This window comes from Picosynechococcus sp. PCC 11901 (assembly GCF_005577135.1).
In the GTDB taxonomy this organism is placed as follows: Bacteria; Cyanobacteriota; Cyanobacteriia; order Cyanobacteriales; family MRBY01; genus MRBY01.
Genome location: NZ_CP040360.1, coordinates 704935 through 730379 on the forward strand (window position 1 = coordinate 704935; position 25445 = coordinate 730379).

The 25445-nt window shown below is 48.0% G+C and carries 33 protein-coding genes; 12 read left to right on the forward strand and 21 right to left on the reverse strand.

Annotated features, from left to right (window positions below; genetic code table 11):
* Positions 1 to 42: 42 nt before the first annotated feature.
* Positions 43 to 297 carry a CRR7 family NDH-1 assembly protein gene (locus FEK30_RS04340; RefSeq protein WP_030006780.1) on the reverse strand — a complete coding sequence of 85 codons (255 nt, stop codon included), beginning with the start codon at positions 295 to 297 and terminating at the stop codon, positions 43 to 45.
* A 46-nt stretch (positions 298 to 343) separates the two neighbouring features.
* Between FEK30_RS04340 and FEK30_RS04345 the strand changes: the two genes are divergently transcribed.
* Complete coding sequence (locus FEK30_RS04345; protein WP_315862709.1) at positions 344 to 1765, forward strand: protein adenylyltransferase SelO; 1422 nt, start codon at positions 344 to 346, stop codon at positions 1763 to 1765.
* A 6-nt stretch (positions 1766 to 1771) separates the two neighbouring features.
* Here FEK30_RS04345 and FEK30_RS04350 read toward each other — a convergent pair whose 3' ends face one another.
* Genes FEK30_RS04350 through FEK30_RS04375 form a run of 6 tightly spaced genes read right to left on the reverse strand, consistent with a single transcriptional unit; the run spans position 1772 to position 6004 of the window.
* Positions 1772 to 2014: an HNH endonuclease gene (locus FEK30_RS04350; protein WP_138072023.1), complete on the reverse strand. Its 243-nt coding sequence runs from the start codon at positions 2012 to 2014 to the stop codon at positions 1772 to 1774.
* Entirely contained in the window at positions 2014 to 2409 is a 396-nt protein-coding gene (locus FEK30_RS04355) for a KGK domain-containing protein (protein WP_138072025.1), read from the reverse strand. Before FEK30_RS04355 ends, FEK30_RS04350 begins: the two co-directional genes overlap by 1 nt.
* 8 nt (positions 2410 to 2417) lie before the next feature.
* The gene (locus FEK30_RS04360) at positions 2418 to 2774 is read right to left on the reverse strand and encodes a KGK domain-containing protein (RefSeq protein ID WP_072007980.1); all 357 of its coding nucleotides are present in this window, start codon (positions 2772 to 2774) and stop codon (positions 2418 to 2420) included.
* 3 nt (positions 2775 to 2777) lie between these two features.
* Entirely contained in the window at positions 2778 to 3146 is a 369-nt protein-coding gene (locus FEK30_RS04365) for a KGK domain-containing protein (RefSeq protein ID WP_045441781.1), read from the reverse strand.
* Between the two features lies 1 nt (position 3147).
* Positions 3148 to 3546 (reverse strand): KGK domain-containing protein, encoded by a 399-nt coding sequence (locus tag FEK30_RS04370; RefSeq protein WP_030006776.1) that lies wholly within the window; start codon positions 3544 to 3546, stop codon positions 3148 to 3150.
* 31 nt (positions 3547 to 3577) lie between these two features.
* Entirely contained in the window at positions 3578 to 6004 is a 2427-nt protein-coding gene (locus tag FEK30_RS04375) for a dynamin family protein (RefSeq protein ID WP_138072027.1), read from the reverse strand.
* Positions 6005 to 6203: 199 nt separating this feature from the next.
* Here FEK30_RS04375 and FEK30_RS04380 point away from each other — a divergent pair, with 199 nt between their 5' ends.
* The gene (locus FEK30_RS04380; protein ID WP_315862699.1) at positions 6204 to 6467 is read left to right on the forward strand and encodes a PCP reductase family protein; all 264 of its coding nucleotides are present in this window, start codon (positions 6204 to 6206) and stop codon (positions 6465 to 6467) included.
* A gap of 2 nt (positions 6468 to 6469) precedes the next feature.
* Here the strand turns inward: FEK30_RS04380 and lpxB are convergent, their stop codons facing one another.
* The 6 genes from lpxB to eno form a co-directional block, all read right to left on the reverse strand.
* Entirely contained in the window at positions 6470 to 7642 is a 1173-nt protein-coding gene (gene lpxB / locus FEK30_RS04385; RefSeq protein ID WP_062431615.1) for a lipid-A-disaccharide synthase, read from the reverse strand.
* A 6-nt stretch (positions 7643 to 7648) separates the two neighbouring features.
* Entirely contained in the window at positions 7649 to 8452 is an 804-nt protein-coding gene (gene lpxA, locus FEK30_RS04390; RefSeq protein ID WP_315862710.1) for an acyl-ACP--UDP-N-acetylglucosamine O-acyltransferase, read from the reverse strand.
* Between the two features lie 43 nt (positions 8453 to 8495).
* Entirely contained in the window at positions 8496 to 8963 is a 468-nt protein-coding gene (gene fabZ / locus FEK30_RS04395; RefSeq protein WP_012305711.1) for a 3-hydroxyacyl-ACP dehydratase FabZ, read from the reverse strand.
* Between the two features lie 135 nt (positions 8964 to 9098).
* On the reverse strand, positions 9099 to 9356 hold the full coding sequence (locus FEK30_RS04400) for a TIGR03643 family protein (protein WP_065709846.1): 258 nt from the start codon (positions 9354 to 9356) through the stop codon (positions 9099 to 9101).
* Positions 9357 to 9417: 61 nt separating this feature from the next.
* The gene (gene ylqF / locus FEK30_RS04405) at positions 9418 to 10254 is read right to left on the reverse strand and encodes a ribosome biogenesis GTPase YlqF (protein ID WP_138072031.1); all 837 of its coding nucleotides are present in this window, start codon (positions 10252 to 10254) and stop codon (positions 9418 to 9420) included.
* A 180-nt stretch (positions 10255 to 10434) separates the two neighbouring features.
* Positions 10435 to 11727, reverse strand: coding sequence for a phosphopyruvate hydratase (gene eno, locus FEK30_RS04410; RefSeq protein WP_012305714.1), 1293 nt, complete (start codon positions 11725 to 11727; stop codon positions 10435 to 10437).
* 379 nt (positions 11728 to 12106) lie between these two features.
* Between eno and rbfA the strand changes: the two genes are divergently transcribed.
* From rbfA to FEK30_RS04430, 4 genes are all read left to right on the forward strand, one after another.
* Positions 12107 to 12502 carry a 30S ribosome-binding factor RbfA gene (gene rbfA / locus FEK30_RS04415; protein ID WP_030006770.1) on the forward strand — a complete coding sequence of 132 codons (396 nt, stop codon included), beginning with the start codon at positions 12107 to 12109 and terminating at the stop codon, positions 12500 to 12502.
* Between the two features lie 11 nt (positions 12503 to 12513).
* Positions 12514 to 14106: a glycoside hydrolase family 3 N-terminal domain-containing protein gene (locus FEK30_RS04420; RefSeq protein WP_168191113.1), complete on the forward strand. Its 1593-nt coding sequence runs from the start codon at positions 12514 to 12516 to the stop codon at positions 14104 to 14106.
* A gap of 185 nt (positions 14107 to 14291) precedes the next feature.
* A complete protein-coding gene (locus FEK30_RS04425) occupies positions 14292 to 14540 on the forward strand; it encodes a DUF4327 family protein (RefSeq protein ID WP_030006768.1) in 249 nt (82 codons plus the stop codon).
* Between the two features lie 68 nt (positions 14541 to 14608).
* Positions 14609 to 14851 carry a DUF4327 family protein gene (locus tag FEK30_RS04430; RefSeq protein ID WP_030006767.1) on the forward strand — a complete coding sequence of 81 codons (243 nt, stop codon included), beginning with the start codon at positions 14609 to 14611 and terminating at the stop codon, positions 14849 to 14851.
* A 111-nt stretch (positions 14852 to 14962) separates the two neighbouring features.
* Here FEK30_RS04430 and FEK30_RS04435 read toward each other — a convergent pair whose 3' ends face one another.
* The 6 genes from FEK30_RS04435 to FEK30_RS04460 form a co-directional block, all read right to left on the reverse strand.
* Positions 14963 to 15352, reverse strand: coding sequence for a hypothetical protein (locus FEK30_RS04435; RefSeq protein WP_062431663.1), 390 nt, complete (start codon positions 15350 to 15352; stop codon positions 14963 to 14965).
* A 102-nt stretch (positions 15353 to 15454) separates the two neighbouring features.
* A complete protein-coding gene (locus FEK30_RS04440) occupies positions 15455 to 15802 on the reverse strand; it encodes a hypothetical protein (RefSeq protein ID WP_138072035.1) in 348 nt (115 codons plus the stop codon).
* Positions 15803 to 15905: 103 nt separating this feature from the next.
* Positions 15906 to 16706: an ion transporter gene (locus FEK30_RS04445; RefSeq protein ID WP_062431665.1), complete on the reverse strand. Its 801-nt coding sequence runs from the start codon at positions 16704 to 16706 to the stop codon at positions 15906 to 15908.
* Between the two features lie 13 nt (positions 16707 to 16719).
* Complete coding sequence (locus FEK30_RS04450) at positions 16720 to 16914, reverse strand: heavy-metal-associated domain-containing protein (protein WP_012305721.1); 195 nt, start codon at positions 16912 to 16914, stop codon at positions 16720 to 16722.
* Positions 16915 to 16989: 75 nt separating this feature from the next.
* Positions 16990 to 17667, reverse strand: coding sequence for a peptidoglycan-binding domain-containing protein (locus tag FEK30_RS04455; RefSeq protein WP_255447957.1), 678 nt, complete (start codon positions 17665 to 17667; stop codon positions 16990 to 16992).
* A 38-nt stretch (positions 17668 to 17705) separates the two neighbouring features.
* Positions 17706 to 18995 carry a M16 family metallopeptidase gene (locus FEK30_RS04460; protein ID WP_138072039.1) on the reverse strand — a complete coding sequence of 430 codons (1290 nt, stop codon included), beginning with the start codon at positions 18993 to 18995 and terminating at the stop codon, positions 17706 to 17708.
* 115 nt (positions 18996 to 19110) lie between these two features.
* Between FEK30_RS04460 and FEK30_RS04465 the strand changes: the two genes are divergently transcribed.
* Together FEK30_RS04465 and FEK30_RS04470 are read left to right on the forward strand one after the other, a co-directional pair.
* Positions 19111 to 19884, forward strand: coding sequence for a biotin--[acetyl-CoA-carboxylase] ligase (locus tag FEK30_RS04465; protein WP_138072041.1), 774 nt, complete (start codon positions 19111 to 19113; stop codon positions 19882 to 19884).
* Positions 19885 to 19964: 80 nt separating this feature from the next.
* Positions 19965 to 20630 carry an SDR family oxidoreductase gene (locus tag FEK30_RS04470; protein ID WP_138072043.1) on the forward strand — a complete coding sequence of 222 codons (666 nt, stop codon included), beginning with the start codon at positions 19965 to 19967 and terminating at the stop codon, positions 20628 to 20630.
* A 17-nt stretch (positions 20631 to 20647) separates the two neighbouring features.
* Here the strand turns inward: FEK30_RS04470 and msrP are convergent, their stop codons facing one another.
* Positions 20648 to 21625: a protein-methionine-sulfoxide reductase catalytic subunit MsrP gene (gene msrP, locus FEK30_RS04475; RefSeq protein WP_138072045.1), complete on the reverse strand. Its 978-nt coding sequence runs from the start codon at positions 21623 to 21625 to the stop codon at positions 20648 to 20650.
* 147 nt (positions 21626 to 21772) lie between these two features.
* On the opposite strand from msrP, the gene FEK30_RS04480 reads away from it, so the two are divergent.
* The 4 genes from FEK30_RS04480 to FEK30_RS04495 are packed head-to-tail and all read left to right on the forward strand — an operon-like array spanning position 21773 to position 24465.
* On the forward strand, positions 21773 to 23026 hold the full coding sequence (locus tag FEK30_RS04480) for an MFS transporter (RefSeq protein ID WP_138072047.1): 1254 nt from the start codon (positions 21773 to 21775) through the stop codon (positions 23024 to 23026).
* A gap of 28 nt (positions 23027 to 23054) precedes the next feature.
* Positions 23055 to 23357 carry a hypothetical protein gene (locus tag FEK30_RS04485; protein ID WP_138072049.1) on the forward strand — a complete coding sequence of 101 codons (303 nt, stop codon included), beginning with the start codon at positions 23055 to 23057 and terminating at the stop codon, positions 23355 to 23357.
* A gap of 31 nt (positions 23358 to 23388) precedes the next feature.
* A complete protein-coding gene (locus FEK30_RS04490) occupies positions 23389 to 23886 on the forward strand; it encodes a 2TM domain-containing protein (RefSeq protein WP_012305729.1) in 498 nt (165 codons plus the stop codon).
* Positions 23887 to 23925: 39 nt separating this feature from the next.
* Positions 23926 to 24465 carry a Uma2 family endonuclease gene (locus FEK30_RS04495; protein WP_138072051.1) on the forward strand — a complete coding sequence of 180 codons (540 nt, stop codon included), beginning with the start codon at positions 23926 to 23928 and terminating at the stop codon, positions 24463 to 24465.
* Between the two features lie 43 nt (positions 24466 to 24508).
* On the opposite strand, the gene thrB is transcribed toward FEK30_RS04495, so the two are convergent.
* On the reverse strand, positions 24509 to 25426 hold the full coding sequence (thrB, locus tag FEK30_RS04500; protein ID WP_138072053.1) for a homoserine kinase: 918 nt from the start codon (positions 25424 to 25426) through the stop codon (positions 24509 to 24511).
* Positions 25427 to 25445: the final 19 nt, after the last annotated feature.

A 25445-nucleotide genomic window follows, 5' to 3' on the forward strand; every position in this document is an offset into this window, starting at 1 on the left:
CTTCATAAGGGAGATTTAGAGGGATGTGGGGATGTGGATACCCTATTTTTCAAAGCGCACCGCATACCACTGCAAAAAACCGTCCTCGATTTCCAGTTCGCAATAATCTGCGAGGAGTTGATCAATTTGCTCAGCTTGGGAGGGAAGTTTGGCCAAATCGGCGGGCAATAGATCCGGCTGGGTACTGAGGAGCGTTTCAAAAAAGGTGCGGATCTCGTCGGGCTCCATCAATTGTTCCGGGTGGTCGTGGCGCAACACCACATAACCATCCACTTGGTACATAATCGGATCTGCCATAATATGCCTTAATGCTTTTTGGTTTAATTGTACGCCCATGGCCCCCATCAGTGAGCTCACCCAAAATCCCCTCGTTTGTCTGCCCTATGAACAGGTCTTTGCAAGCCTTGGCGATCGCTTTTCTGATGCAGTGACAGCGGCAGATTTTCCCCACCATGAGCTACGGTTCCGTAATGACGCCGTTTTAGAAAAATTGGGCCTCGAACCGAAACAAGTAGACGATCAAGATTTTCTCGAAGCGTTCGGTCAGTTCCAAGCGCCCCATCCCTTGCGGGCCATGTGTTACCACGGCTATCAATTCGGTCAGTACAATCCTCAGCTAGGGGACGGACGGGGTTTTCTCTACGGGCAGGTGCGCGCCCAGGACGGCTTACTCTACGATCTCGGCACAAAAGGCTCTGGGCAAACTCCCTATTCCCGCAATGGTGATGGGCGTTTAACCCTTAAGGGCGGTGTCCGGGAAGTTTTGGCGGCAGAGGCATTGCACCAACTAGGCGTGAATACTTCCCGCTGTCTAAGCCTGATCGAAACAGGGGAATCCCTCTGGCGGGGGGACGAGCCTTCTCCCACTCGGTCTTCGGTGATGGTCAGGTTCCAGCGATCGCATATTCGGTTTGGCACCTTTGAGCGGCTCTATTATCTACAACGGCGGGACTTATTACAGCAACTCCTCGACCATGTGGTGGAACATTACTACGGCGAGTATGTTGGGGATGAGGATGCCTACGCCCTGTTCTACGCTGATTTGGTGAAGCGGGTGGCACGATTAGCGGCCCAGTGGATGGCGGCGGGCTTTTGCCACGGGGTATTAAATACGGACAATATGGCGATTACGGGAGAAAGCTTCGATTATGGCCCCTATGCCTTTATTCCCAGCTATGACCGCAAGTTTACGGCGGCTTACTTTGACTACAGTGGTCGGTATAGCTACGGCAAGCAACCAATGATCTGCCGCCTGAATTTGGAAATGTTGCAAATGCCCCTGGCGCTGGTGATGGATAAGCGGGATTTGGCGACGGGCCTCGTGAATTATGAAATCGAATATGAGCAAACCTATCGCCAGTTAATGCTCGAAAAATTGGGGCTGCAAGATTTGCCGGAAGATCTAGGGGCCGATCTGTTTGCCGCCACCCTGGCACTGTTGGAGGAAACCCAAACGGGCTACCACGACTTTTTCTATCAGTTGGCGAGCCAGTTTAACCACGCTTGGCGATCGCATTCCAGCACCATTTTGGAAAATAGTGATTTGTCAGGGCCGCTCTTTGAACAATGGCAAGGACTTTATCAGCGGGCTTTACAAGAAATCCCTGAACCTGAGTTGGCACAAATTGGCGATCGCCTGACCTCCCAAAACCCGAAAACAGCTTTGCTGCGTCCGGTGATTGAATCTGTTTGGGAACCGATCACCACAGAAAATAACTGGCAACCCTTTTATGATCTGCTTACTGCAATTCAGCAACGTCAATAAAATTCCTCAAGTAAAGCGACGTTGGAAGCGGCGATCGCGACGGGTACCTTTTTTTTGATTGCAGTTTAAACATAGCGTTTGCAGATTGCTAATGTCGTTACTGCCACCTTTGGCTAGGGGAATAATGTGGTCAATGCTGAGTTGGGTTTCGTGAAGTCGTGAACCGCAACATTGACATTGATAATTATCCCGTTGGTAAACGTATTTTCGGACAGAATCGGGAATTGGAAGACGCGGTGTTTTAGCCATTAAATTGATTCTTCCTCTGATTTTTTTGTGATTTCCTGGCGAATGTCATCCAGAGGAGATTCAGAAATAAAATTTCTGCTGTCTTCTGAAGCTTCGACAATTAAGCGAAACCGGATTTTTTTGTTTTTCCAAACTAATTCACTATGTTCTGCGATTAAGCTTTTGATTTCATAAACAATTGAATTGTCCGTAGAATTTTTGATTTTCTGTAATTCAATAGATTCATTACTAAAAACATTATCGATCTCGTTTTCAATAGCAGATAATGATTCCGTGCAAATTTCATCAATAATATTCAAAAAAGTGCTGCTCTTCATGATGTCAGCTTCGGAGTTGATCTCAAAGATTGTGTTCTCTCCAAAGACATTTTCAATTGCATCAAAATTTTCAGACATAGTGAGTTTTACGGTTCAGATATAGATTGACGAATATCATCTAAGGGAGATTCTGCATTCCCCATTTCCGTGGCATTGGGAATAAATTCAAGAGAAATTTTAATTTTAACTTTTCCCTTTTTCCAACCAGAGCCAGCCACATCTAATATTTCAGCTTCGTAGCCATCAGTGAACCATTGCTGATAAGGGATATAATGTTCTTTGTCCCAGTCATTTGGAGAAAACCCCAACAGTTTAGATTTGAGTGCTTTGAGAAAGTCGCCAACTTTAGCCATCGGCTGATTCATAAAAGATACTTTTACTGGTTCGAGAAAATGAATAACCGATGATTCTTGTGTGAGTAATTTTTTTTGAGTAGGTGACATAGTTTAATCTTCTGTTTTTTCTTGAATTGACTGGCGGATATCATCGAGTGGTGACTCTGGTTCTTGAATTTCAGGCTGGATCAGACAGGCTTCAAGAGAGGTTTTGAATTTTATCTGCATTTTTTGCCATCCTTCAGTTTTTCCAGGTTGAAGAATGTCAACTTCAAAAATCACACCTTCTTGCAATGAGTCTCTTAGATATTTAATGGATTTATTACAAGCTTGGTCTTTGATTTTTTGATGGCTCTGATGTAAGCAGCTTCGAAGAATTTCTACAAATTCAGAAGTTCTTCTGAGATAACTTTTGGAACCAAAATCAATGACGTCTTCTGAGTCAAGAATATCGTGAATAGGCTGAAAATCACTTTCCATTTTAGACTTCCTTAGAATTATTTATCGATTGCCGAATATCGTCCAGTGGTGACTTTGAGGTATCAAGAACCTCTTCTTCTTCATCTATAATGACTTCCAAAGCGTAACGAAAACGAACCTTCCCTTTTTTCCAACCACCACCATCGGTTTTTAGTACAGAACATGGATACTCAGCATTAAATGTGCTGTAGCCTCTTAGTGGAAATTTTAAGCCTTTCTCTTGTAAAAGATCGGCTAAAGCATCTCCTAAAGCCACAATATTATTTCCTTGATATTTTACATATGAATTTAGTGCACTTTGCAACTTTTCATCCAGCGTTCCGAAAGTTTCTAGTTCTTTATGGAACTTGATCACATCATCGGGATCGCAAGAAGTTTGTAAATGTTTAAAATTAGCCATCGGTGATTTTAAGTATGTTCTTAATTGAAAATTACTGATTATTATGTTCGATTATTGATGTCACATCGGAAAATTCAAAATCTGATTCAATGATGATTGGTAATTGTCGCTCATAGACCTGCATTTCCTGAAGGCATTGATTGATTGTTATCGCAGCTTGATTATAGACCTCAATTTTATGTTTATATTCTCGTTGTAGCTGAAGATTTCGAGCAATTTTTTCACGGGCTTCCTCTTCTAGAGTTTGTTCCAAATAACGCCGAGCTAGATTATATTGCTCTAAAATAAACTCTGATTGTTGTGCTGCCATTGGTAACAACTGAGTTTTTAGAGTTTGGTTGATCGTCTGTCGAAAGTTTTGACGAATGGTAGCGTTAATCTTGGGTTCAAAATCTAGCTTTAAAAGTTGACGAATCGCGGGTTCTGCTTCCACCATACTTTCACAATCATAGGCCTGAGAAGTCTGCTGGAGAGTTTGTCGAAATTGATAAATCGAAAAAGTTCCTTCATCATAAAATCTTGGACTTTCTCGCACATAGCGATCGCATTCTGTTCTCGCTTCACTTTGGAGTGCATAAATCAGTTGACCTTCGAGAGTTGAAATGGATTGTTCAAGACCTCCATCATTTCCTAATAAACGATATAGTTTTCGATAATAATCAGATTGTTGAATGCGCTTCACTAAGCGTTGACAAAAATTGTGGATGAGAATGTCTGAAAATTCGATCAAAACATCTTCTAACTCATTTGCCAAATAATACAAAGCCTCTACTAAAATTGCAATTAGAGGTGCGGTTGCGTTGCGGGGATGTGAAAAAGTGGCTTGACTGTAAGCATTTTTGACAGAAAAAGTTTGCAGCAATTCATCTAAACGACTGACCATTTTTGCTTTAAGGGCCTGAAAATCCTCTTCAAAGGAAAAATCTTGGTTGATGATGATATTGTTGACTTCTTCAGTAATATGTTTTTGAAATTGAATACCGACCTCTTGTAATTCTTGGTTGAGGCGAGTTAACTCTTGAGCTTTCATCGCTTCGATCTCGTGGGGCTGGCTTTCTAACTCTCGATATTCAGAAAGTAAATGTTTCCGTAAAGCAATACATAAAGGCTGAAGATCATCTGCTAACGCAGCGAATAATTGTGGCCGTTTTTCTTCTTTAAGGTAGCAGGTAATACCTTGGCGAAATTCTTCGATACCACTGTCTTTAACAAGTTGTTCAATTAACGGTCTACCCCATTCACTTAAAATGCGGACGTAGTTTTCATTAGGAGTTTCATAACTGTTGACAGAAACTTTAAACGGCGTCCGTGTTAATTTGCCAGAGTTGGCACAATAATTGTTGAATTCACTTACGAATTGAGGCGTTTCTTCTTCGCCACCAAGATTTTTAACACTGTCCGCAAAAATACTATCAATACCAAAGCGATCGCCGCTGGCACTATCTTTAACTTGACTACCAAAAAAACCTAACAAACCACTTGTTTTGTAAATTCTTTCATCCCTTTGAAACTGACTTTGGATCAAACTATCAAGCCGTTGCCGTAGTTGCGTATTGTACCAAGTTTGATCGATACGATTAAAAACATAAAAAACACGGTCGCGAATGCCTAAGTTTGTACGCATTTTTTCCAGTAATTCTGTTTCTTCACTGGTCATATCCCCTTCCGAAGCGGGTTTGAGGACGCAGATTACCGCTGAAGTATCTGGATGAATAATTTTGTCATAGGTTAACTGGGCATCCCGTTTAACTGGAGCATCGATCCCTGGCATATCGACCAAAACATTACCATCCTCTAGCAATGGATGATGGCAATAATATTGCAATTTTTTCAAAACAGCGCTGTTACTACCCCGTCGTGCAAAATTTGCTGCTTCCGTTAGATTGGCAAAATTAAACTGCTCCATGGAATAAGTAGAATTTTGGCTAGGATGAATCCGCTCTTGATTGTGAAGATAGCCTTCGAGTAAAAGAAAAAGAGCTTTGGCTGTTTTGGCTTTGTCGGACTTGTTTTCACCCCCTTCCTCTTGCAAAATTTGTTGGCAATTATCTTGAAGGACAACAAGTTGTTGCTGGTCATCTAAAGTCTCAATTTTTAATGCGAGTCGTTGACAAAGTTGGTAGAGCTGCCCCTGAATTTCTTCGGTACTTAAAAAAGTCAGGACTACTCGCTCCTGATCTGGGGCCGCATATTCGATGTAACATTGGGTGCCTGTGGCATGGCCTTCGGCGCTGTAAAGTAGCTCCCGTTCGAGTAAGGCATTGATCAACATAGACTTACCCGCACTAAAAGCCCCAGCAAAGACAATTTCAAACTTTGGAGAGGTGGCCTTTTCGAGGGATGTGGCGATCGCTGTTGTATCCTGCTGGAAATGAAGTGTTGGTTCTTGCTGCCATAAATCGAGGAGTGCATTGACATTGGTGGTCAGGGATTGACAGGCAGGGATTAACTCGGACATTGATAACTGAGTTTGATAGGATATCTCTCAATCTATCAAAAGAATTTAAAAAAATGCCGATGCACTCGAAAATATATGACAAAATGAATTTCTGCTTGGTACCCGGAGCATAAATATCAGGCGATCGCTTCGAAAAAGATAGAAAAATTAATTTTTTTAAACCAATGCAACTATTATTTAGCTGAAATAAAACTGGTAATTGCTTGAGGACTTGCTGATAGTGATTTGCCAGATAATAGTATTAAAGTACGAAGTCAAACAATTGAGCACAGGAGAAATTCCGATGGAATGGACAGACGAAGCTAAAGAACTCTTTAAAAAAATCCCCTTTTTTGTGCGGCCCTTTGCTAAAAAGAAAATTGAAAAACTTGCCGAAGAAATGGGGGCAAAAATCATCGATAAGGAGATTTATATCCAGGCTAAAGCTCAATTTAATGACCCCAAAAAATCGGGGGAAACCTAATTTTATCGCCCGTGACTGGGAAAGGTAAGAATATCAACAGCCGCCACATCACAGGCTTTGCCATCGCCCATCACTGCCCGCATTTCTTGATAATCCTGCTGGAGTTGGGCTTGGCGATCGCCATCCTGGAGTAATGCCAAAGATTCCTGGGCAATGCGGGGGGCGGTCGCTTCTGTTTGTAGTAGTTCGGGAACGATGCGCCGCATCAGGGTCAAATTCACTGGACACATGAACGGAATCGAAAATTTCAGCAGATGTTTCGCAATCCAAGCGGTGACGGGATGCACTTTGTACAGCACCACCTGGGGGACGTCCAACAGGGCAATTTCGAGGTTTACGGTGCCCGATTTTGTGATCGCTAGATCCGCAGCGGCGATCGCCAAGGGAGTTTGGGCCGGATTATCAATCAAAATTGCATTTAAACCCGCCTCATTGACCGCTGTTTCTAGAATGTTGCGGTAGTGGGGCAAGGCGACGGGAATTAAAAATTTCACCTCTGGCACCTGACGCTGGAGAATTTTGGCCGCTTCCACCATCACAGGTAAGAGATATTTCAGCTCCTGGCGGCGGGAGGCTGGCAACAAGGTGATCAGGGGGCGGTCTTGGTTGAGACCCAGTTTTTCCCTAGCGGTGGCACGACGGGGACAGGTGGCCATTTTTGCTACGAGGGGATGGCCCACAAATTTTACGTCTATGCCGTATTCTGCAAAGTAACGGGCTTCTTCTGGGAAAATAGCGAGAATCCGGTCGGTGATGCGGGCGATCGCCTTTGTATTGTTGTCATTAAACGACCAAACCCAGGCCTGGGGCGCAATGTAGTAAATAATTGGCACCTGGGGCAACTGACGGCGGACAAAATTACCGATACCAATATTCGGGCCGATGTAATCGATTAGCACCACTAGATCCGGCGGATTTTCTTTGAGATAGCGTTTCGCCTGCCGTTGAATGCGGAGGGTCGGAATGATGTAGGGCAGGGATTCAATCAGACCGATGGAGCCAATTTTTGTGGTGTTACCCAGGAGGGTTGCTCCCGCTGCGGCCATGCGATCGCCACCGAGGGCAGTAATTTTTAGGTCAATATTGAGCGCCTCGGCCTGACGAAAGAGCGCTTCCACCAAGAGACTCCCCTGGAGATCGCCGGACACTTCCCCCGTACTGATGAAAATATGCATTATCGCCTAGCTCCGTTTCCCCGGAATTAAACCCCGACGGCTGGGTTCGAGGGCTTTTTCGAGAAACTGTTGGAGATGCTGGAGATGTTCATGGTCGCCGATAGTCGCAAGTTGGGCGATCGCCTCGGAGGTTTTGAGATCCGAGCGGTACAGTAAACGAAATGCTTGTTTGAGCAGACCCATTTCCGCCGGGGTTAAACCACTGCGCTTGAGGCCCACCAAATTCAAAGAACGCACCTTCGAAGGATTGCCTTCGACCAGCATAAAAGGTGGCACATCCCGATCAATGCGACTCATGCCGCCCAACATCGCCATCTTGCCGATATGTACAAACTGGTGAATGCCCAACATCCCACCAATCACCGCTCGCGATTCGATTTCCACATGGCCGGCGATCGCCACATTGTTCGCAATGATGATGTTGTTTTCCAGAATGCAATTGTGGGCCACATGGACATAGGCCATCAGGAGATTGTCATTCCCAATGATCGTTTTTTCTCCCGCCGCCGTCGCCCGATTCACCGTCACATATTCGCGAATCGTATTGCGATCGCCAATTTCAACTAAACTGGCCGCCCCCTGATACTTGAGATCCTGTGGTTCTAAGCCAATGGCCGCCCCTGGGTAAATCCGATTCCCCTGACCAATGCGCGTATAACCATCCAAAATTGCATGGGCACCAATAACCGTACCTTCCCCAACCGTGACATATTCACCAATCACTGCATAGGGGCCAACCTGAACCGTTGGATGAATTTGAGCGTTGGGGTGAACCACCGCCGTCGGATGAATCAGAGTACTCAAAAGAATTCTCCAGTGTGCTCCATAGTAGTGTAGTGGGCCTCAGGGCCAATTATTCAAAATTCAGACGGGAAAAGAGCATCTCCCCTTCCACCGCCACTTGACCATCCACGGTGCCACAGCCCTTCATTTTCGCAATGCGCTTGGCCTTTACCGTGATCACTTCCACCGTCATAATTAGCTGATCACCAGGGACTACCGGTCGCCGAAACCGAACTTTATCAATCCCAGCAAACGCAAAAAAGCTATCTTCCATCCCCGGCATTTGGGTCAAAATAAACCCGCCCACCTGGGCCATCGCTTCCACCATCAGTACCCCCGGCATGATCGGGTGATTTGGGATGTGACCTTGGAAATGGGGTTCATTAAAGGTGATATTTTTCAGGCCCACAGCCTTTTCACCGGGAATATATTCGAGGATGCGGTCTACCAGCGAAAAAGGATAGCGGTGGGGTAATAATTTTTGAATCTCTTCGACGGGGATCGGCTGGGCCAAAGTTCCGGGATGTTCTGTGGTCATAGACGGTGATCAATTAATAACAGTCTGTGCGGCTAGTTTAGATTACTACAAAATGTTAATTCTGCAGCGCTTCTCCACGGCGGATCTGTATTAGTGCCCCATTTAGATGAAAATCAGGTCAGTCCATGGCTTCGATTAAGAACCCTTTTGGTTTGCGGAACGAAATCGCCCTTCTATGAAATCCCGCTTTTGGAGATGTTTTGTGTTCCGCCCGGTCACCCGCTTGCGCCACATCTTAAAACTAGAGTGTTTCATATAGCGCCGCATGATTTGAATCACTTCCTTTTCCTGAAGCCCAAATTGCATCTCAATGGCCTCAAAGGTGGTGCGGTCTTCCCAGGCCATTTCGATCACCCGGTCAATGGTGGCCTCATCTAGCGCCTCAAAATTCATTGTTGTCTTTTAATAAAAGTTCTATCTAAATCAGTTCCACGCTGTACTGTAGCGCAAATCTTTAATTCGGCAATTCGAGGGGGATTTGTCCCAAAATGCCCTTACGAAATTCATTGAGCAACGTAACTGCACTACGTTCCCTGTCGCCTTGGAAGCGATGGTCTCCGAGGGCAATGACATAATCTTCGCCAGACATATCGAGGGGGTCGAGGTCATAGCGCTCGGTCAGATGTTGTTCTAAATTCAGTTCCACGAGCAAATCCACCATGGCCGCTGCGACCAGTTGGTTGTCATAGGAGGCCGCGCCAATGTCCTCACAAATGGCTAGTTTCACCGCATTATGTTGATCATCGAGCTTCCAGGGAATTACCCCTGGGGCATCAAGCATTTCAATTTGGTCAGAGATTCTCACCCAGCGCAATTGTTTCGTCACCCCAGCTTTGCGGGCACTTTCGACGACTTTTTTACCGACTAAACGGTTAATCAGGGCTGATTTCCCCACGTTAGGCAAACCCATGACCACTGCCCGCACCGGACGAGGCCGCATTCCCCGGGAAATGCGGCGGTCATTCATCGCTTTTCCGGCTAATTGGGCAGCTTTAATCACACCTTTAACCCCTGTCCCTTTTTTGGCATCGGTAAAGACGGGCTGAATTTTTTGGGCTTGGTACCAGTCGCGCCATTGACTGAGAATCTCGCTGGGGATCATATCCCGCCGATTGACCACGACGACCCGAGGTTTTTCACCAATCCATTCATCGACTTGGGGGTGGTGGGATGCGAAGGGGATGCGGGCATCGAGGACTTCTAACACCACATCAACGCGGTTGAGTTGTTCTTTGAGTTGGCGTTCGGCCTTGGCAATGTGGCCGGGATACCATTGGATCGGTTGGGGCATGGGAACGAAGTCAAAACGGTGTTTTTTATCATACTGCCTTGGGTTGGGTCGAAAATTGCTTAGGGGTAAATTGGCAGTGCTTTTGGCGACCCACCACAAAAAAGACCACAGCGATAGAACACTGTGATCCGGATGGGAGTATGAAAAAGTTAAGGCTGAATGTCTGTTAGGCGAAAAATCTTAGAATTGGGGGCCAAGACCAACTTTGGGGGCATAGACCGCGCGATCGCCAAGTTCATCCTCGATGCGGAGTAAGCGATTGTATTTTGCTACCCGTTCACTACGGCAGAGGGAACCGGTTTTGATTTGGCCGGCACGGGTTGCCACCGCCAGATCAGCGATGGTGGTATCTTCCGTTTCCCCAGAGCGGTGACTAATCACGGACTGATAGCCATTGCGGGTCGCCAGATCGATGGTTTCGAGGGTTTCGGTGAGGGTACCGATTTGGTTGAGCTTGATAAGTACCGCATTACCTGCTTTTTTCTCAATGCCCTGTTGGAGTCGCACCTTGTTGGTGACAAACAAGTCATCCCCGACCAGTTGTACCCTGTGGCCGATGCGTGCGGTCAAAATTGTCCAGCTATCCCAATCATCCTCATGGAGACCATCCTCAATGGAAACAATTGGGTACTTTTCGACCATTGCCGTCAGGTAGTCGATAAATTCTGCCGGACTGTGGGCTGTACCGTCGTAGGTGTACTGACCATCAGCGTAAAATTCACTGGCGGCAATGTCGAGGGCGAGGGCCACCTGTGTACCGGGTTCGTAGCCCGCCGCTTTGATCGAATCCACGAGAATTTCGAGGGCTTCTTCGTTAGAGCCTAGGTTAGGGGCAAAGCCTCCCTCATCACCGACACCCGTTAATAAACCTTTGCTGTCAAGTACCTTGCTCAGGGCAGTAAAAACTTCCGCTCCCCAACGGAGTGCTTCCTTAAAGGAACTGGCCCCCACCGGCACGATCATAAATTCTTGGAAATCAACGTTATTAGCGGCGTGGGCACCGCCATTGATCACGTTCATCAAGGGCACGGGGAGGACATTAGCCAAAGGGCCACCGAGATAACGATAGAGGGGCAGGGCGAGTTCCGCTGCTGCCGCTTTTGCCGCCGCGAGGGATACCGCCAAAATGGCATTGGCCCCTAGATTAGATTTGTTGTCAGAGCCATCCCGGGCAATCATGGCGTAATCAACTGTCGTTTGGTCAAGGGCATCTTTACCGATCAGTTCCGGGGCAATTTTTTCTTTCGCATTGCGCACGGCCTTTAGTACCCCATTGCCGCCATAACGGGCTTTGTCTCCGTCCCGCAGTTCATGGGCTTCAAAACTACCGGTAGAGGCTCCACTGGGCACTTGGGCGAGACCTACTGCACCGCTTTCTAAACGAACTTCTGCCTCGACGGTGGGGCGACCTCTGGAATCTAAAATTTCTCTAGCATCTATTGCTTCGATGATTGCTTCGGATTTGTCCAGCATTTGGGATTACTCACTGACCATTGATATTCAGGTATAAACATACCCTGTTCTGGTGGATTTGTTGCTTTTTTTAGGGGGGATTTTGGGAACAAGCGTCCGTTGTCAAGGTTCAGGGATATATCTTGATATTTTCTTTAGGTTTGCGGCGATCGCCAACGGGAAGATAGCCAGGGAGTTGAAGGGTAGGGTTTTTTCAAGATACACTGAGGGCGTTGTCACACCGCCAAACCGACTTCGAGTCACATCAAGCCGCCACCGCGATCGCCACATTTTTTTGCAGCTTTTTGAATCAATGGAAGACTCAAAGGAAATGGAAAGAAGCGGCTGGGGTTGTGGGTGCCGAGAACGCGGTACAGGATTTTAGGAGGCGAATAGAGTCATGGCAAATAGTCGACGGGTATCGAAGGTTTCTTCGCTGATTAAGCGGGAAGTGAGTTTGATGCTCATGCAGGATATTAAAGATGACCGAGTTGGGGCGGGCATGGTGAGCATCACTGAAGTAGAAGTGTCTGGGGACTTGCAGCATGCCAAGATTTTTGTGAGCATCTATGGCTCAGAAGAAGCCCGGGCCGAAACGATGGAAGGACTGCGGGCCAGCCAAGGGTTTGTGCGTCGTACCCTAGGCCAGCGCATTCGCCTGCGGCGATCACCAGAGGTTTTATTCATCGAAGACCGTTCCCTTGAAGAGGGAGACCGGATGATCCATTTCATTAACCAACTAGACATTAAGGATCCAGAGGAACTAGAAGCCCAAGAATCCGAGGAAATGGTGTAGCGCCCTTGGTGATGGCTCCCCTCCCCCCGGTTGAATCCTTGTCTCTCCGCCAGGCGATCGCCCAGATGATCGTCGTGCGGGGGGCTGGCTATCTATTTGACTACGAACGCCCCTACCCCCAGTGGGAAGCTGATCAAACGACTCTACAACGCTGGATCGAGGCGGGGATCGGTGGCGTAATCCTTTTGGGGGGGAGTGCCGCCGAGGTAGCCCAGAAAACCAAGCAATTGCAGAGTTGGGCCGAAATTCCCCTCTTGATTGCCGCAGATATCGAAGAAGGGGTCGGCCAACGGTTTAGCGGTGCGACGGAATTCCCGCCTCCCATGGCTTTCGGTGAGATTTGGCGTACGGATCTCCACCAGGCGATCACCCTTGCAGAAACCATGGGTGCAACTACGGCCCAGGAAGCCCTCAGCCTTGGTATCAATTGGGTTTTGGCCCCGGTGCTGGATGTGAATAACAATCCCCACAACCCGGTGATCAACATCCGTGCCTTCGGGGAAACGCCGGATCAGGTGAGTGCCTTGGGTACTGCGTTTATCCGGGGGGCGCAACAATATGCTGTTTTAACGACAGCGAAACATTTTCCGGGCCATGGGGACACGGCAACTGATTCCCACCTCGCGCTCCCCACCATTTCCCACGATGACACGCGCTTAAATACCGTCGAACTGCCTCCCTTCAAGGCCGCCATCCAAGGGGGCGTAGATGCGGTGATGAGTGCCCACCTCATGATCCCCGCTTGGGATCAACAGTATCCAGCAACCCTTTCGCCAGCAATTCTTACGGGCCAACTACGGCACAAGCTGGGGTTTGAAGGGTTAATCGTCACCGATGCGTTGGTCATGGGGGGAGTGACCCAGTTTGCGGATCCTGACACTGTTGCTGTCCAGGCGATCGCCGCTGGGGCGGATATTCTCCTGATGCCTCCCGATGTGGATGGAGCGATTATTGCCATCGAAGCGGCGATCAAAACAGGTCAACTTTCAGAAAGTCGCATCTATGAATCCGTAGAACGAATTTGGCAGGCCAAGCAAAAAATCCTTACGGCAACACCATCAACTTTTCCCCAGGGGATCAGCAGGGATCGCCCGGAAACGAGAAAAACCGTTGCCATGGTGCTGGAAAGAGCGACTAAACATCAAAAATCCCCCGTAAAAATATCAAGTTTTCCTGACAATTTTGCGCGCAACTTAATTGTGGTAGATTCAGTTTTAAAAAGCCCTTTTTTGCGTCCCAATTGTCCGGCGATCGCCATTCCCCAACGCCACGGTTATGCCGCTGAAATTGTCGAATTAAAAACGCTCCCTCGCCTGCAGTTAGAAGCGATCCCTACCCTTATCCAGTGTTTTCTTCGGGGTAATCCGTTTACAGAAAAACTGGCAGATCCCATTGATGTTCTTCAAAAAATTGCCGCTCAAATACCGTTACAGGGCGTTATCTTTTACGGCAGTCCCTACTTCCTCGAAGCTTTACAAACGACTTTGCCAGAAATTCCCTGGTGGTTTAGCTATGGTCAAATGGCGATCGCCCAAGCACAAATCTGTACATCCCTCTGGGAAGAAGCGCCCCAAGCGGATCCCAGCGCCGCCGAATTCATTTAAAAATTTCCCCTGACTTTGGACAACGGATAATCAAACCTTAATGATCTTTGATTACATTACTTAAAGTTTCGCTAAAAACGTTATTGATAAGTATTGAAATATACAGCGTTTTCTGTATAGCAATGCCTTGCATAATCCAATAGAATAGGCATGGAACCAACATCAGTCACCAAGAGGTAAATCCTATGACCACCACGACAATGCCTCCGGCTTCTCCTACCCCAAAACATTTTTCCATTGAAATGCTCAAGGACGAAGCCCGTCAGTTGGTCGAATCAGGAACAGTAGACTGTAGCCAACCCATTTATGTCCTCTGTCAGTTCATTCCAGCTAGGGAATGGGTTTGTGTAGAATGCGAACTCGAACGAAATGGCTTTCTTCTCCGGGATCAAATTGCGGATCTAAATCCAGCCCAATGCTGGTCTGATGACTAAAAAAAATTCACTGTTGTCGGTATCTGGGTGCATTGCCCAACGCCGACCATTCCCTTGGATGACTTTCCATGACTCAATCAGTCTTTGCATTGCGATCGCCTTTCTTTTTTTCATTGGGACAAATTCGCGATGAAGTAAAACAATTAGTCGAACAAAATCGCGTCAGTCGTCAACAGCCCATTTATAGCCTTTGTGAATATATTCCTCCCCGCGAGTGGCACTGCATCGAAGTCGAGCTAGAACGCTGTGGCTTTCTTCTCCGGGACTGCATCGGGGATTTGTTAGGGGCAGAGCGATGGGAGAACGATTAATTGATCTCGTCATTCTTGCTCTAGGGAATAGACAAAAAATAGGGCAGCAACTTTAACTGCCCCAAGCGGTTGGATTCACGTAAGATTTACCGACAGATCCGAACTCGATGCCTAGTTTGGTTCGTTTGCTTGTTTGTCCTGACGGAGCGCCGCAAGCTCGCTTTTGAGAGTGACAATTTGATCTGTTAGGTTCTTTAGTTCGTTTTGCAGATCGCTATCTTTTACTTCCGTTGCCGTGGTCACGATTTCTTGGGTACCGGGTTCCCTGGCGGCTTTGTCTTGCTGGAAGATTTTTTCGAGAAATTTACGGGCTTCTTGCTCGGTCATTTCACCTTTTTCTGACCATTCTTCGGCGCGATTTTGAAGCTCTGTGCGAAATTCAGAAATTGTCACTTCCCGTTTGGTGGGATCTTGGATCGTTTCGACTAAGGTAGCAGCGGCCCCAACGGTGACATGGAAGCCCTTTTGAAACAGTTCAAAGAAGTTTGTGGATGTACTCATGGCAACAGTTTTCTCGCTTGAGGGATTGAGATGGGACTAGAAAATTGCATTATTTATGTTTAGCCTAGCGCACCGCCACAAAAATCGCTGTTATCTTTCACACTAATCGGCCTGGGCCAGATAATTCTCTAAATCTTCGATTAAACGAGGTAATTCTGCTTCGCTGGTGAGCCGAATCCGGTCATCCCGGAGGGTGATCAATACCTTGGCGGCGAAGGGACTGGGGTAAATATTCGGATTGCAAAAAATCTCTAAAAAAATGTCCCCGGTGTACTGATAATTCATGGATTCTTGGGGCTGGGGACGGCCTTTGGGGTTACTATTGCCGGCGATCGCCTTCATGCTGTGCATCAGTTGATCGATTTCTGCTTTGAGGGTTTGGGCGGCAGTGCTGGTGAACCGAAAGGTGACAGAACCTTGTAATAAATTGAGGGTGAGGGGCATTGACATTCTGTTAGTTTAAACTCGAAAAAATAACGATGGTTTCATCATAGGAATTCCTGGGGCGATCGCCAATTTTTTGTGATCTTTTATTGAGCAATGTCGCTGAATGCTAATTTAATTGATTTTGCCGGAGGGCTGTGCCACATCGCTTACAAAATTGAGCATCTTGATCATGAAAAGCTAGACCACATTTAACGCAATCGATTTCCTGTTGATTCGCACTTTTGAGAAACTGGCGCACTAAATCCCCTAACTGCCAAGGAATCACTGCAATCCCCGTGAGAATCATCGTTAAAGTCACGACTTTGCCAATGTCTGAAATGGGCGTTTTATCGCCGAAACCCACTGTAGTCATCGTCACCACAGCAAAATACAAAGCATCTAAAAAATTGCCAAAAACAGCAGGGTTAATATCATGTTCAACTTGATAAATTAGGCCAGAATAAACAAAGATAATTGTAAATAAGGTCAGAAGAATTCGGCTGAGAATAATGCTGTCTTCGGCCTTGATCTTGAAAATCGAGATTTCTAGGCGAAAAAATCTGATCAAACGCAGTAATCGAAACCAGCGGAACAGGCGCACAAAACGAATGTCGAGGAAGCCGAAAAATAACGGGGCGATCGCCAACAGATCAAGGTAGGAAAAAAAGCTAAAAATAAACTTCCGAGGTTCAGCGGCGCCCACACAGCGGCAGCAATATTCCACGGCAAATAAAATCAAAATGCCTGTATCTAAATAATCCAAATATTGTGCCCAAACCGTTGGCAAAGGATAGGTTTGCGCCACAAAAATCCCCGACGAAATAAAAATCAGTCCACACAAAGCCAAATTGAGAAGGCGGCCTGTGCCACTGTCAAAATCATCGAGGTAACGGCCTAGTCTTAATCGCCAAGGCAATTGGCTTTCCATCGGAATTTCTTTCCTAGGCGGGAGTATGGCCTGCTTCGGTAATAATGTTTTTTAAGGCCGTTTCAGAAAGCGTTGTCTGAATCGAAACTACTTTACTGGGAATATCGACGGCAACTTGGGCCTTTTGATCATGATTTTGGATGGCTTTTGTAATGGTTTGACCGCAGACTTCACAGGCGATTGTCGGCACAGTAATTGTAAATTCCATAAATATTAAAAAATAACGGTTTACGGTAAGTATTTAGTCAGTTTTAAAGCCTTTCGTTTGAAATTGATTTCAATGTTAGTTTAGTAACTTACGCCAGGTTTGAGCACCAACAATGCCATCTCCATCTAATTTCAAGGCAGTTTGGGCCGCAATGACAGCGATGCGAGTATTCGGGCCAAAAATACCATCGATACGGCCTGTGTAATAGCCCAATGCCTTCAGGCGAGTTTGCAAGAGTTTCACCGAATCCCCTTCCATGCCTTCCTTTAACAGGGGCAGTGTATCTGGATCTGTGCTGGTGGCCGTCTGATTTGTGCTGGAGCTGGGAGTTGCCTCGGCATCAGTTGCTTCCTGGACTGGGGTTGCGGGGGTTTCGTTCTGGGCTGTTGTTGGGCTACTGACTGTTGGAGTTGAGGCTTGTTCCTCAGCAACGGGTAAATTCGGCGCCGAAATCGGAAATAATGTCTCCCAAGTGGTGCGATCCATGACTCCGGTCTGGGGGATTTGGGCCGCCTTTTGAAATTGGTAGACTGCGATCACAGTCGCTTCGTCATAGGTACCCGTGGTTTCGCCGCTGTAGTAGCCTAGCAATCGGAGGGTGGTTTGTAGCTCCTGAACTACAGTCCCCGTACTACCAATGCGCAATTCTGGCCGGGGGGATTGGGCGCTTACCAGGGGGCTAAGGCCGAGGCTACTTGCTAAAATCAGGGCCGTCGATAGACCTAAATTTAAAACGGTTTGACGCGCAGACATGACGATTTTCTTCATGATGTTTAGGGGGCGATCGCCTTTTACGATAGCTGAAGATCTTCGATCAGGGAAAGGGCCGTTTGGGAGCCCACCACCGACACATAGGGATGGCGAAAATGACGTTGGGCCGCTTGATGGGTTTCCGTCGTTGTAATCTTTTCGACGTGGTGCTGGAAAGCTTGATCAAAGTCGATGCCGAGGCCAATGCTCTCATACCACCCAAAAATTTGTGCCAATTCAGCATTGGTCTGTTTCCCCAGGGCATACTGGCCGAGGAGTTTATTCTTCGCAATTTGCAAATCCGCTTCCGACAGGGGAGCCGCCACCAGCCGTTGGATTTCTTGGTGTAATCCATTCAAGGCGATCGCCGTATTTTGGGGGGCCGTACCAATGTAGGTAATAAATTGGGATTGACTCAAGCGCGTGGGAAAAAACGCCGACACGTCATAGGCAAGCCCTTGTTTTTCTCGCAACTCCACAAATAGCCGACTCGATAAACCATTGCCCAGATAGGTGCTGAGGAGTTTCAGCGCAAAAAAATCATCATCGGCCACCGTTCCCGTCAGATAACCCAAGATAATGATCGCCTGTTGACTCTCTTTTTCCTTTGTCCAAACCCCTCCCTGGGGCTGTAGGGGCACAATTTCTAAGCTTGGTAGCGGCGTTGTCGGGTTTTGCCAATCCCCCAAGGTTTGTTCCACGATTGCTTCTGCCTGTTCGAGGGTCAGCCGACCGGAGAGGCTAATCACCAAATTGTCTGGCCGGAAATGGGTTTGGTGGGCCTGTTGTAAATCTGCAGTCGTAAATCGCGCCACCGTTTCTGCCGTCCCTAGAATAGATTGGCCGTAGGGATGCTGGGGATACATCTGGCTCCGGAGGAGGTCATAGGCCACATTAAAGGGCTGCTCCATTTGGGAACGGATATTTTGTAGGGTAATTTTGCGCTCTAACTCTACTTCTTCGGAGGGGAAAGTCGGTTCCCGGAGGATTTCTGCTGCCAGCTTAAAAATAGTATAAAAATCCTTTGTGACTGTCTTGAGACTCAGGGCCACATAATCGTTGGACGCACTAGCACCGAGGCTCGCGCCGATGGATTCGATTTGTTCGGCAATTTCAACGGCACTGTAACGGCTTGTTCCCTTCGTAATTACTGCCGCCAAGAGATGAAATAGCCCCGCTTGATCGAGGGATTCCCACCGTCCGCCCGCCTGGGGAAAAAATAAGCGCGCTGCCACCAAGTCTGCCACAGGATTTTCCGTCACAATTAGGGTAATGCCATTTTTGAGGACGGTGCGGTGGGTCATTTGGGGAGATGCGGGGCTAGCAACCATGGGCAGATGAAACTTTCCGAAAAAGAACGCTGGCGTTTCACTTTAGCAAATTCCTGGGGTGAGGAACGCTGCAAGGTACGCTATTTGAGAAAAGCGATAAAAATATTTACTGACTGTGTTCCATCCTGACGCGATTCAAGGGGTCTTAAGCGATCTTCTCGCTTGTGAAACGACACTTCCCATCGAAGTTTTCCCGGAGCTTGACTCGACCAATACGCTCCTGTGGCAACGGTATCAAGCACAATGCACAATGCCTAGGGTGGCGATCGCCTTAGCCCAGACAGCAGGGCGGGGCCAGTGGGGACGTACTTGGATTTCTGCTCCGGGGGGACTCTACTTATCAGTTTTGTTGCCCATTGAATTAGAGCCTCAATTCGCCTATGGCTTAACCCTAGCTAGCGTTTTGGGAATTGTTGAAATGTTCCAACAGCAAGGGCTTCCCGTACAAATTAAATGGCCCAATGATCTTCTCTTGCAAAACAAAAAACTGGGGGGCATTAAAACCGAAACAAAAGTCTCCCAGGGGAAAATTAGTGCGGCTGTGGTCGGAGTCGGCATTAATTACCAAAATCCCGTTCCGCCAACAGGTATTAACCTCGAACAGTTCTGGCAAGGGGAGCTAAAAATTAAAGGCGATCGCCTCGCCGCGTTGGTCATTGCCGGAATTCTGCAGGGGACGCAAAAACTAGCTCGAAATTCAATTGAAAATATATTGCCGGGCTATTTAAAACACCTCAAAAACCTAGGCGAAATAATCACCTACGAAGGCCATCAAGGAATCATTACCGGGGTCAATCAAAAGGGCGAACTACTGGTTAAACTTAGCGCTCCCGGTGCCAGTAGTATTGTAAAAATTCCCCCTGGTCAAATTTCCCTCGGCTATCTGTAGAGAATCTCGTTTTAGATTTGACTTTCCCAATAGAGCTTGCCACACTGCAAATCGTTGTCTCAAAACAAATATTCAAGAATATGTCAACCTATCTCGTTACTGGCGCAAACCGGGGCATCGGCCTGGAATATTGCCGTCAACTTAAAGCCCAAGGCGATCGCGTGATTGCCGTTTGTCGGACGCCTTCTGAGGAACTGCTGCAACTGGGTGTAACAGTAAAAGCAGACTTGGATCTGACGAATCCCGATGCCGTTAAACAGCTTGCCCAAGATCTCCAGGGGGAAACCATTGATGTCTTGATTAACAATGCCGGGATTTTAGAACGGGTCGATTTGGATCAGCTAGATGTTGACAGTATTCGCCGTCAATTTGAAGTGAATGCGATCGCCCCCCTGCGTTTCACCCAAGCCCTTTTAGCGAATCTTAAATCTGGTTCAAAAATCATCCTGATGACCAGTCGCATGGGTTCCATCGAAGACAATACCTCCGGCGGTTCCTATGGCTATCGGATGTCAAAAGTCGCCCTTTCCATGGCCGGAAAATCCCTGGCGATCGATCTCAAACCCAGGGGAATTGCGGTGGGTATTTTACACCCAGGCCTCGTCAAAACGCGGATGATTAATTTCCGGGAAGATGGCATTAGCCCCACGGTGGCAGTCGAAGGGTTACTGGCCCGCATTGAAGCACTAAATCTCGATAATACAGGCACGTTTTGGCACGCCAATGGGGAGATTTTGCCCTGGTAAGTGGTGCGTCATTTTTTCTAACTGTAGAGGCTGGCGACGTATTCCCCGTAGCCGTTGTAGGGTAGGGTTTCCTTCATTTCCCAGCTAAATTCTGGGGTATTGCCAATAAATTTTTCGGTGGCCTGAGACCAACGGGGATGGGGCACATTTGGCTCGACGTTGGCTTCAAATTTGTACTCGTGGCCGTCGATGGTGTTCCAGTAGGTGGCAGGTTGTTCGGCAAGGAATTCAATTTTGACGATAGATTTTGCCCCCTTAAAGCCGTATTTCCAGGGAATGACCATCCGCAGAGGCGCACCATGCTGTTTCGGCAAATCGTGGCCATAGATTCCTAGGGCAAAGAAAGCGAGTTCGTTATTCATCTCTTCAATGCGCAATCCCTCGGTGTAGGGCCAGGGCAAATTACCCAGATGAAAACTGGGGCCATAGGTGACATTCTCGTCGTAGTAACTGGTAAAGCGGACAAACTTGGCTTGGGTCTTGGGTTCGACGGCTTTGATTAATTCGCGCATGGGAAAGCCAATCCAGGGCAGCACCATCGACCAGGCTTCGACACAACGGAAGCGGTAGATGCGTTCTTCGAGGGGGAATTTTGTTTTCAGGTCGTCGATATCGTAGGTTTGGGGGTTGTCCACGAGGCCGCCCACTTCTACTTGCCAGGGCTTAGTGGGGAGGTTTTGGGCGTTTTGCCAGATGCCTTTGGTACCGCCAAATTCGTAGAAATTATTGTACTGACCTGCGAAGAGTTCTTTGGTGATTGGGCGATCGCCAATTTTCCGGAAGTTGGGATTTTTAATCGCGTCTAGTTTGGGCAAATCTAAAGTTTCACGGAGGGCGCTGTACTGCTGATCCTGGGACTGACAACTCGCCAAGCCAATGCCCACCCCGGCCCCCAGGAGGGTTTTGATGAATTTGCGGCGGTTCCAATAAACCCTTTCGGTGGTGACGAGGTTTTCGGAAAGGGTATAGCTGGGGGGGACTTTAAACAGCACCATGGCGAGTTTTGCAGAAGACGAGTAGGATTGTGTGCTTTAAAAATCTAACGTATTTTGCCAAGGGCCTCCGCCCCCAACTTCGTTAACATCCCTTTACAATTTGGAAAGATATGCCATCCATATCAAGCAATTGTTGGGGAAATTTAGGTGAAGGTTTTTTTGCAACTCCAGCCGGAAATGCGCTGGAATTTGGGGCTACTGTTTTTGGCCGCTCTCGGTTTTTGGTTGAGCATGACCAGTTTATTACCAGTGCTCCCGGCCTATATCCAAGATCTGGGAGCAACGGATCAGCAGGTGGGCTTTGTGATGGGTTGTTTTGCCATCGGTCTGCTTTTGGCCCGCACTCGTCTCGGTAAAATGGTCGATGAGCAGGGTCGCAAACGGGTGATTCTCATTGGGGCAGTGGTGGTGGCGATCGCCCCTTGGGGATATATTTTTTTAAATTCGATTCCCCAAATGATGGTGTGGCGAGCGTTCCATGGCATTAGTATCGCCGCTTTTACGACGGGTTACAGTGCCCTGGTGGTAGATTTGGCCCCAGAACGAAACCGGGGTGAGGTAATTAGTTATATGAGTTTGGCGATTCCGGTGGGGATGTCCATTGGGCCAGTCTTGGGGGGCTATCTCTTGGGGGTCGTCGATTATCCATGGATCTTTGCGGCGTCGGGTCTGTGTGGGGTGGGGGCTTTGCTCCTGGCCAGTCAAACTAAAGAATCTAATCCCCAGGCGATCGCCATTGATAAAAATTCCCTGACGCCCAACCAAGGGGAAACCAACCGCGATTACCCGGAACTGTTTCGCCATAAGGGGCTCTACATTCCTTCCTTGATTATGCTCTGCATTGGCTTGGTATTCGGCGTTTTAGTGACGTTTCTTCCCCTGTACATTCGGGAACTGGGCTTAAATTTCAATACCGGACTGTTCTATGGGGCGGCGGCCATTTCCAGTTTTAGCAGTCGTATCCTCGTGGGTCGGGCGTCGGATACCTTGGGGCGGGGTTTGTTTATTAGCGGCAGTCTGCTCTGTTACGCCGCAACGATGCTGATCCTCACCAACGCCAGCGGGACAAATTGGTTTGTCTTGGCAGGGGCGGTAGAAGGTTTAGGAGCGGGTACGCTGGTGCCGATGATGATTGCCCTGATGTCGGATCGTTCCTCCAGTGCGGAGCGGGGAAAGGTTTATTCTATTTGTATTGGCGGCTTTGATGTGGGAATCGCCCTGGCGGGTTTATTGCTCGGCACCGTGACCCAGACCGTCGGTTATCAAGGGATTTTTGCGATCGCCGCTGGTTTGGCCCTGTTTTCTTTCTTTATTTTTCTCACCCAGGGCAATGCCAAAATTGGTACCTCCTTTAAATTTGCCCTTGGGCGCACGGGCGATCGCTATGCCCAAAAATTTTAAAATCGGCTAATTATTCGCACAGTTCAAGATGAAACATCCCGAACCTTTTTCCCTACCTCCCCTCGCTCCCTACGAAGACCGTTTGCTCCATGCCCTCGCTTTTTTTCGGACAGGCCGCGCCGTGGAAACCCAAGCTCACCACTGCCTATCTATGTATCTACGCCAGGGGGAAGCGCGCGTGATGGGAGAAGTGGGCTTCTATGCCAAATTGCTCAAGATCAGTCCCGATGAATTATTGGAATTGATCTATTGCAATCCAAGCCAAGCCCAAACGCTGTTAGCCGAATTTGGGGCGATCGCCCCCGTCGCAGAGGAAAATCATTCGGCATAATGGAAGAAAACCATTCCGTTGCGATGCATCGATGAGCGCACCCCAAGGGCCCGACACCTATCAAGTTGAAGATATCCAAGCCATTCTCCAATTGGCGATCGCCCGCCGGGATACCGATGGCGAACTGACCCGCAGCCAACTCGAAGAAATTGCTGCTGACCTGGGCATTCCCCAAACCGACCTCGTCGCTGCCGAACAGACTTGGCTCGACCTCAAGGTTGAAACCAGCAAAAAGCAAGAATTCAATTTATATCGCCGTCAACGCCTCAAAAACCGCGCGATCCGTTTTGGTATCGTCAATAGCTTCCTCGTTGGCCTGGATACCCTCGATACCGGACATCCTTCCTGGTCTCTGTATGTGCTGCTGCTGTGGGGGCTGTTTTTTACCCTACGCAGTTGGCGACTGTGGCAAACCAGCGGCACCGATTACGAAACGGAATTTCAGAAATGGGACCGCAAAATGCAACTCAAAGAATCTGTCCAAACCCTCTGGCAAAAAACCCAGGAATTCCTTAAGGGCATTTCTTAGGGCCACATTTAATCCAGTCATCATTGCTAACCCAAGCCCATGACCCAGATCCCTAAACCCATCGCGACTGAATTAGAGGATTTTTTACGTCAGAAAAATATCGAAGCTTCCCCTGCTTGGGAATTTCTGTTTGGGTCTGCAAAACAAAAGCCGATGCCGTCTCTGTTCCACTCCCGTCTCCAGCGCAATTTGATAAATGCCATTAACCAGCAAACTACCCAGTATGAAGCGATTCAGGAATTGCGTTGTCTTGTGCCGCCCCTGTCAACTGTGCCGGATATTGTGGTCGCCAAAGCAGAGAGATTAACAGAAGATGGCCCATTACAGGGAGCACCGGACTGGCTAATTGAAATTCGCTCCCTCGACCAGAGCACCCTCGATCTCCAAAACAAAATTCTGCATTGTTTGGGGCAAGGAACAGAATTGGCTTGGTTAATAGATATTCAGCGGGAACGGGTTTGGGTTTGGGAACAGGATGAGCTACCCATTATTTACGCTGGCGATAACGTTTTACCGACTCTAGGGGAAATCAAAAATCTGACGGTTGCAACAGTGATCGCCATGACCCAGCAGCGTTAAACCTGAATTTTCCCGCTAATTGTCGAGCCTCGCAATCCACTCCCTAAAGGATGACCGTGCCCCGTTGGTCAATGTCTAAAACGTGGGCGATCGCCTTTACACCAATCTCTTCCCAAGCGGTTTGCATCGCCGTTGCGACTTGAGATGCATTTTCTGGTGTAGCAAGGGCTAATAACGTCGGGCCAGCGCCACTGATCACCATGCCATAGGCCCCAGCGGCGATCGCAGCTTGTTGCACTGGGTCATAGCCTTTAATCAGATTTTTTCGGTAGGGCTGATGAATTTGATCATCCAAAGCCGCTGTTAAATATTCGGGATTATTTTGCGCTAACCCGTGGGGCAACAAACCCAACCGCGACGCATTAAAAATTGCTTGGGCTCGGGCGTACTGTTGGGGCAAAACGGCGCGGGCTTCTTCCGTGGACAGCTCAAAATCAGGGATCGCCACCACAGGCACCACATTTTTATGCCAGGCCCAAGGACAAATCACCCAATCCTGCTGATGTTTCACCGACAGTTGACAGCCCCCCAGTAGGGCAGGCACCACATTATCGGGGTGGCCCTCCATTTCGATGGCGAGGTTCATAATTTCTTGTTGGCTCAGAGGAGATCCGGCCAGGGCATTGGCCCCCACTAAGCCGCCCACAATTGCCGTCGCTGAACTGCCCAACCCACGGGACAAAGGCACTTTGAGATCAATGGCAATATTTACATGGGGGACAGGCTGGCCGAGGCTTGCAAACACTTTCGCAAAGGCACGGTAGAGCAGATTGTCGGCTGTGGCTTCGAGTTTCTGGGTTTCCACATCCGCACCGACGAGTGCGAGGCTGAAAAATGGCTCCCTTTCCCCCGCAAGGCGAAATTGAAACTGGTTATGGAGACTAAGGGCAGCACCTAAGCAGTCAAACCCAGCGCCGATATTGGCAGTGGTAGCAGGGACTTGGACGTGGATAGAGGTCATAAACTTTTTCAAAAAAACA

What these genes read in the sequence shown, in the direction of transcription:
- FEK30_RS04340 (WP_030006780.1), bottom strand. Translation starts at nt 297, where the DNA reads ATGGCAGATCCGATTATGTACCAAGTGGATGGTTATGTGGTGTTGCGC.
- FEK30_RS04350 (WP_138072023.1), bottom strand. Translation starts at nt 2,014, where the DNA reads ATGGCTAAAACACCGCGTCTTCCAATTCCCGATTCTGTCCGAAAATAC.
- FEK30_RS04355 (WP_138072025.1), bottom strand. Translation starts at nt 2,409, where the DNA reads ATGTCTGAAAATTTTGATGCAATTGAAAATGTCTTTGGAGAGAACACA.
- FEK30_RS04360 (WP_072007980.1), bottom strand. Translation starts at nt 2,774, where the DNA reads ATGTCACCTACTCAAAAAAAATTACTCACACAAGAATCATCGGTTATT.
- FEK30_RS04365 (WP_045441781.1), bottom strand. Translation starts at nt 3,146, where the DNA reads ATGGAAAGTGATTTTCAGCCTATTCACGATATTCTTGACTCAGAAGAC.
- FEK30_RS04370 (WP_030006776.1), bottom strand. Translation starts at nt 3,546, where the DNA reads ATGGCTAATTTTAAACATTTACAAACTTCTTGCGATCCCGATGATGTG.
- FEK30_RS04375 (WP_138072027.1), bottom strand. Translation starts at nt 6,004, where the DNA reads ATGTCCGAGTTAATCCCTGCCTGTCAATCCCTGACCACCAATGTCAAT.
- lpxB (WP_062431615.1), bottom strand. Translation starts at nt 7,642, where the DNA reads ATGCATATTTTCATCAGTACGGGGGAAGTGTCCGGCGATCTCCAGGGG.
- fabZ (WP_012305711.1), bottom strand. Translation starts at nt 8,963, where the DNA reads ATGACCACAGAACATCCCGGAACTTTGGCCCAGCCGATCCCCGTCGAA.
- FEK30_RS04400 (WP_065709846.1), bottom strand. Translation starts at nt 9,356, where the DNA reads ATGAATTTTGAGGCGCTAGATGAGGCCACCATTGACCGGGTGATCGAA.
- ylqF (WP_138072031.1), bottom strand. Translation starts at nt 10,254, where the DNA reads ATGCCCCAACCGATCCAATGGTATCCCGGCCACATTGCCAAGGCCGAA.
- eno (WP_012305714.1), bottom strand. Translation starts at nt 11,727, where the DNA reads ATGCTGGACAAATCCGAAGCAATCATCGAAGCAATAGATGCTAGAGAA.
- rbfA (WP_030006770.1), top strand. Translation starts at nt 12,107, where the DNA reads ATGGCAAATAGTCGACGGGTATCGAAGGTTTCTTCGCTGATTAAGCGG.
- FEK30_RS04420 (WP_168191113.1), top strand. Translation starts at nt 12,514, where the DNA reads ATGGCTCCCCTCCCCCCGGTTGAATCCTTGTCTCTCCGCCAGGCGATC.
- FEK30_RS04425 (WP_030006768.1), top strand. Translation starts at nt 14,292, where the DNA reads ATGACCACCACGACAATGCCTCCGGCTTCTCCTACCCCAAAACATTTT.
- FEK30_RS04430 (WP_030006767.1), top strand. Translation starts at nt 14,609, where the DNA reads ATGACTCAATCAGTCTTTGCATTGCGATCGCCTTTCTTTTTTTCATTG.
- FEK30_RS04435 (WP_062431663.1), bottom strand. Translation starts at nt 15,352, where the DNA reads ATGAGTACATCCACAAACTTCTTTGAACTGTTTCAAAAGGGCTTCCAT.
- FEK30_RS04440 (WP_138072035.1), bottom strand. Translation starts at nt 15,802, where the DNA reads ATGTCAATGCCCCTCACCCTCAATTTATTACAAGGTTCTGTCACCTTT.
- FEK30_RS04445 (WP_062431665.1), bottom strand. Translation starts at nt 16,706, where the DNA reads ATGGAAAGCCAATTGCCTTGGCGATTAAGACTAGGCCGTTACCTCGAT.
- FEK30_RS04450 (WP_012305721.1), bottom strand. Translation starts at nt 16,914, where the DNA reads ATGGAATTTACAATTACTGTGCCGACAATCGCCTGTGAAGTCTGCGGT.
- FEK30_RS04455 (WP_255447957.1), bottom strand. Translation starts at nt 17,667, where the DNA reads ATGTCTGCGCGTCAAACCGTTTTAAATTTAGGTCTATCGACGGCCCTG.
- FEK30_RS04460 (WP_138072039.1), bottom strand. Translation starts at nt 18,995, where the DNA reads ATGGTTGCTAGCCCCGCATCTCCCCAAATGACCCACCGCACCGTCCTC.
- FEK30_RS04470 (WP_138072043.1), top strand. Translation starts at nt 19,965, where the DNA reads ATGTCAACCTATCTCGTTACTGGCGCAAACCGGGGCATCGGCCTGGAA.
- msrP (WP_138072045.1), bottom strand. Translation starts at nt 21,625, where the DNA reads ATGGTGCTGTTTAAAGTCCCCCCCAGCTATACCCTTTCCGAAAACCTC.
- FEK30_RS04485 (WP_138072049.1), top strand. Translation starts at nt 23,055, where the DNA reads ATGAAACATCCCGAACCTTTTTCCCTACCTCCCCTCGCTCCCTACGAA.
- FEK30_RS04490 (WP_012305729.1), top strand. Translation starts at nt 23,389, where the DNA reads ATGAGCGCACCCCAAGGGCCCGACACCTATCAAGTTGAAGATATCCAA.
- FEK30_RS04495 (WP_138072051.1), top strand. Translation starts at nt 23,926, where the DNA reads ATGACCCAGATCCCTAAACCCATCGCGACTGAATTAGAGGATTTTTTA.
- thrB (WP_138072053.1), bottom strand. Translation starts at nt 25,426, where the DNA reads ATGACCTCTATCCACGTCCAAGTCCCTGCTACCACTGCCAATATCGGC.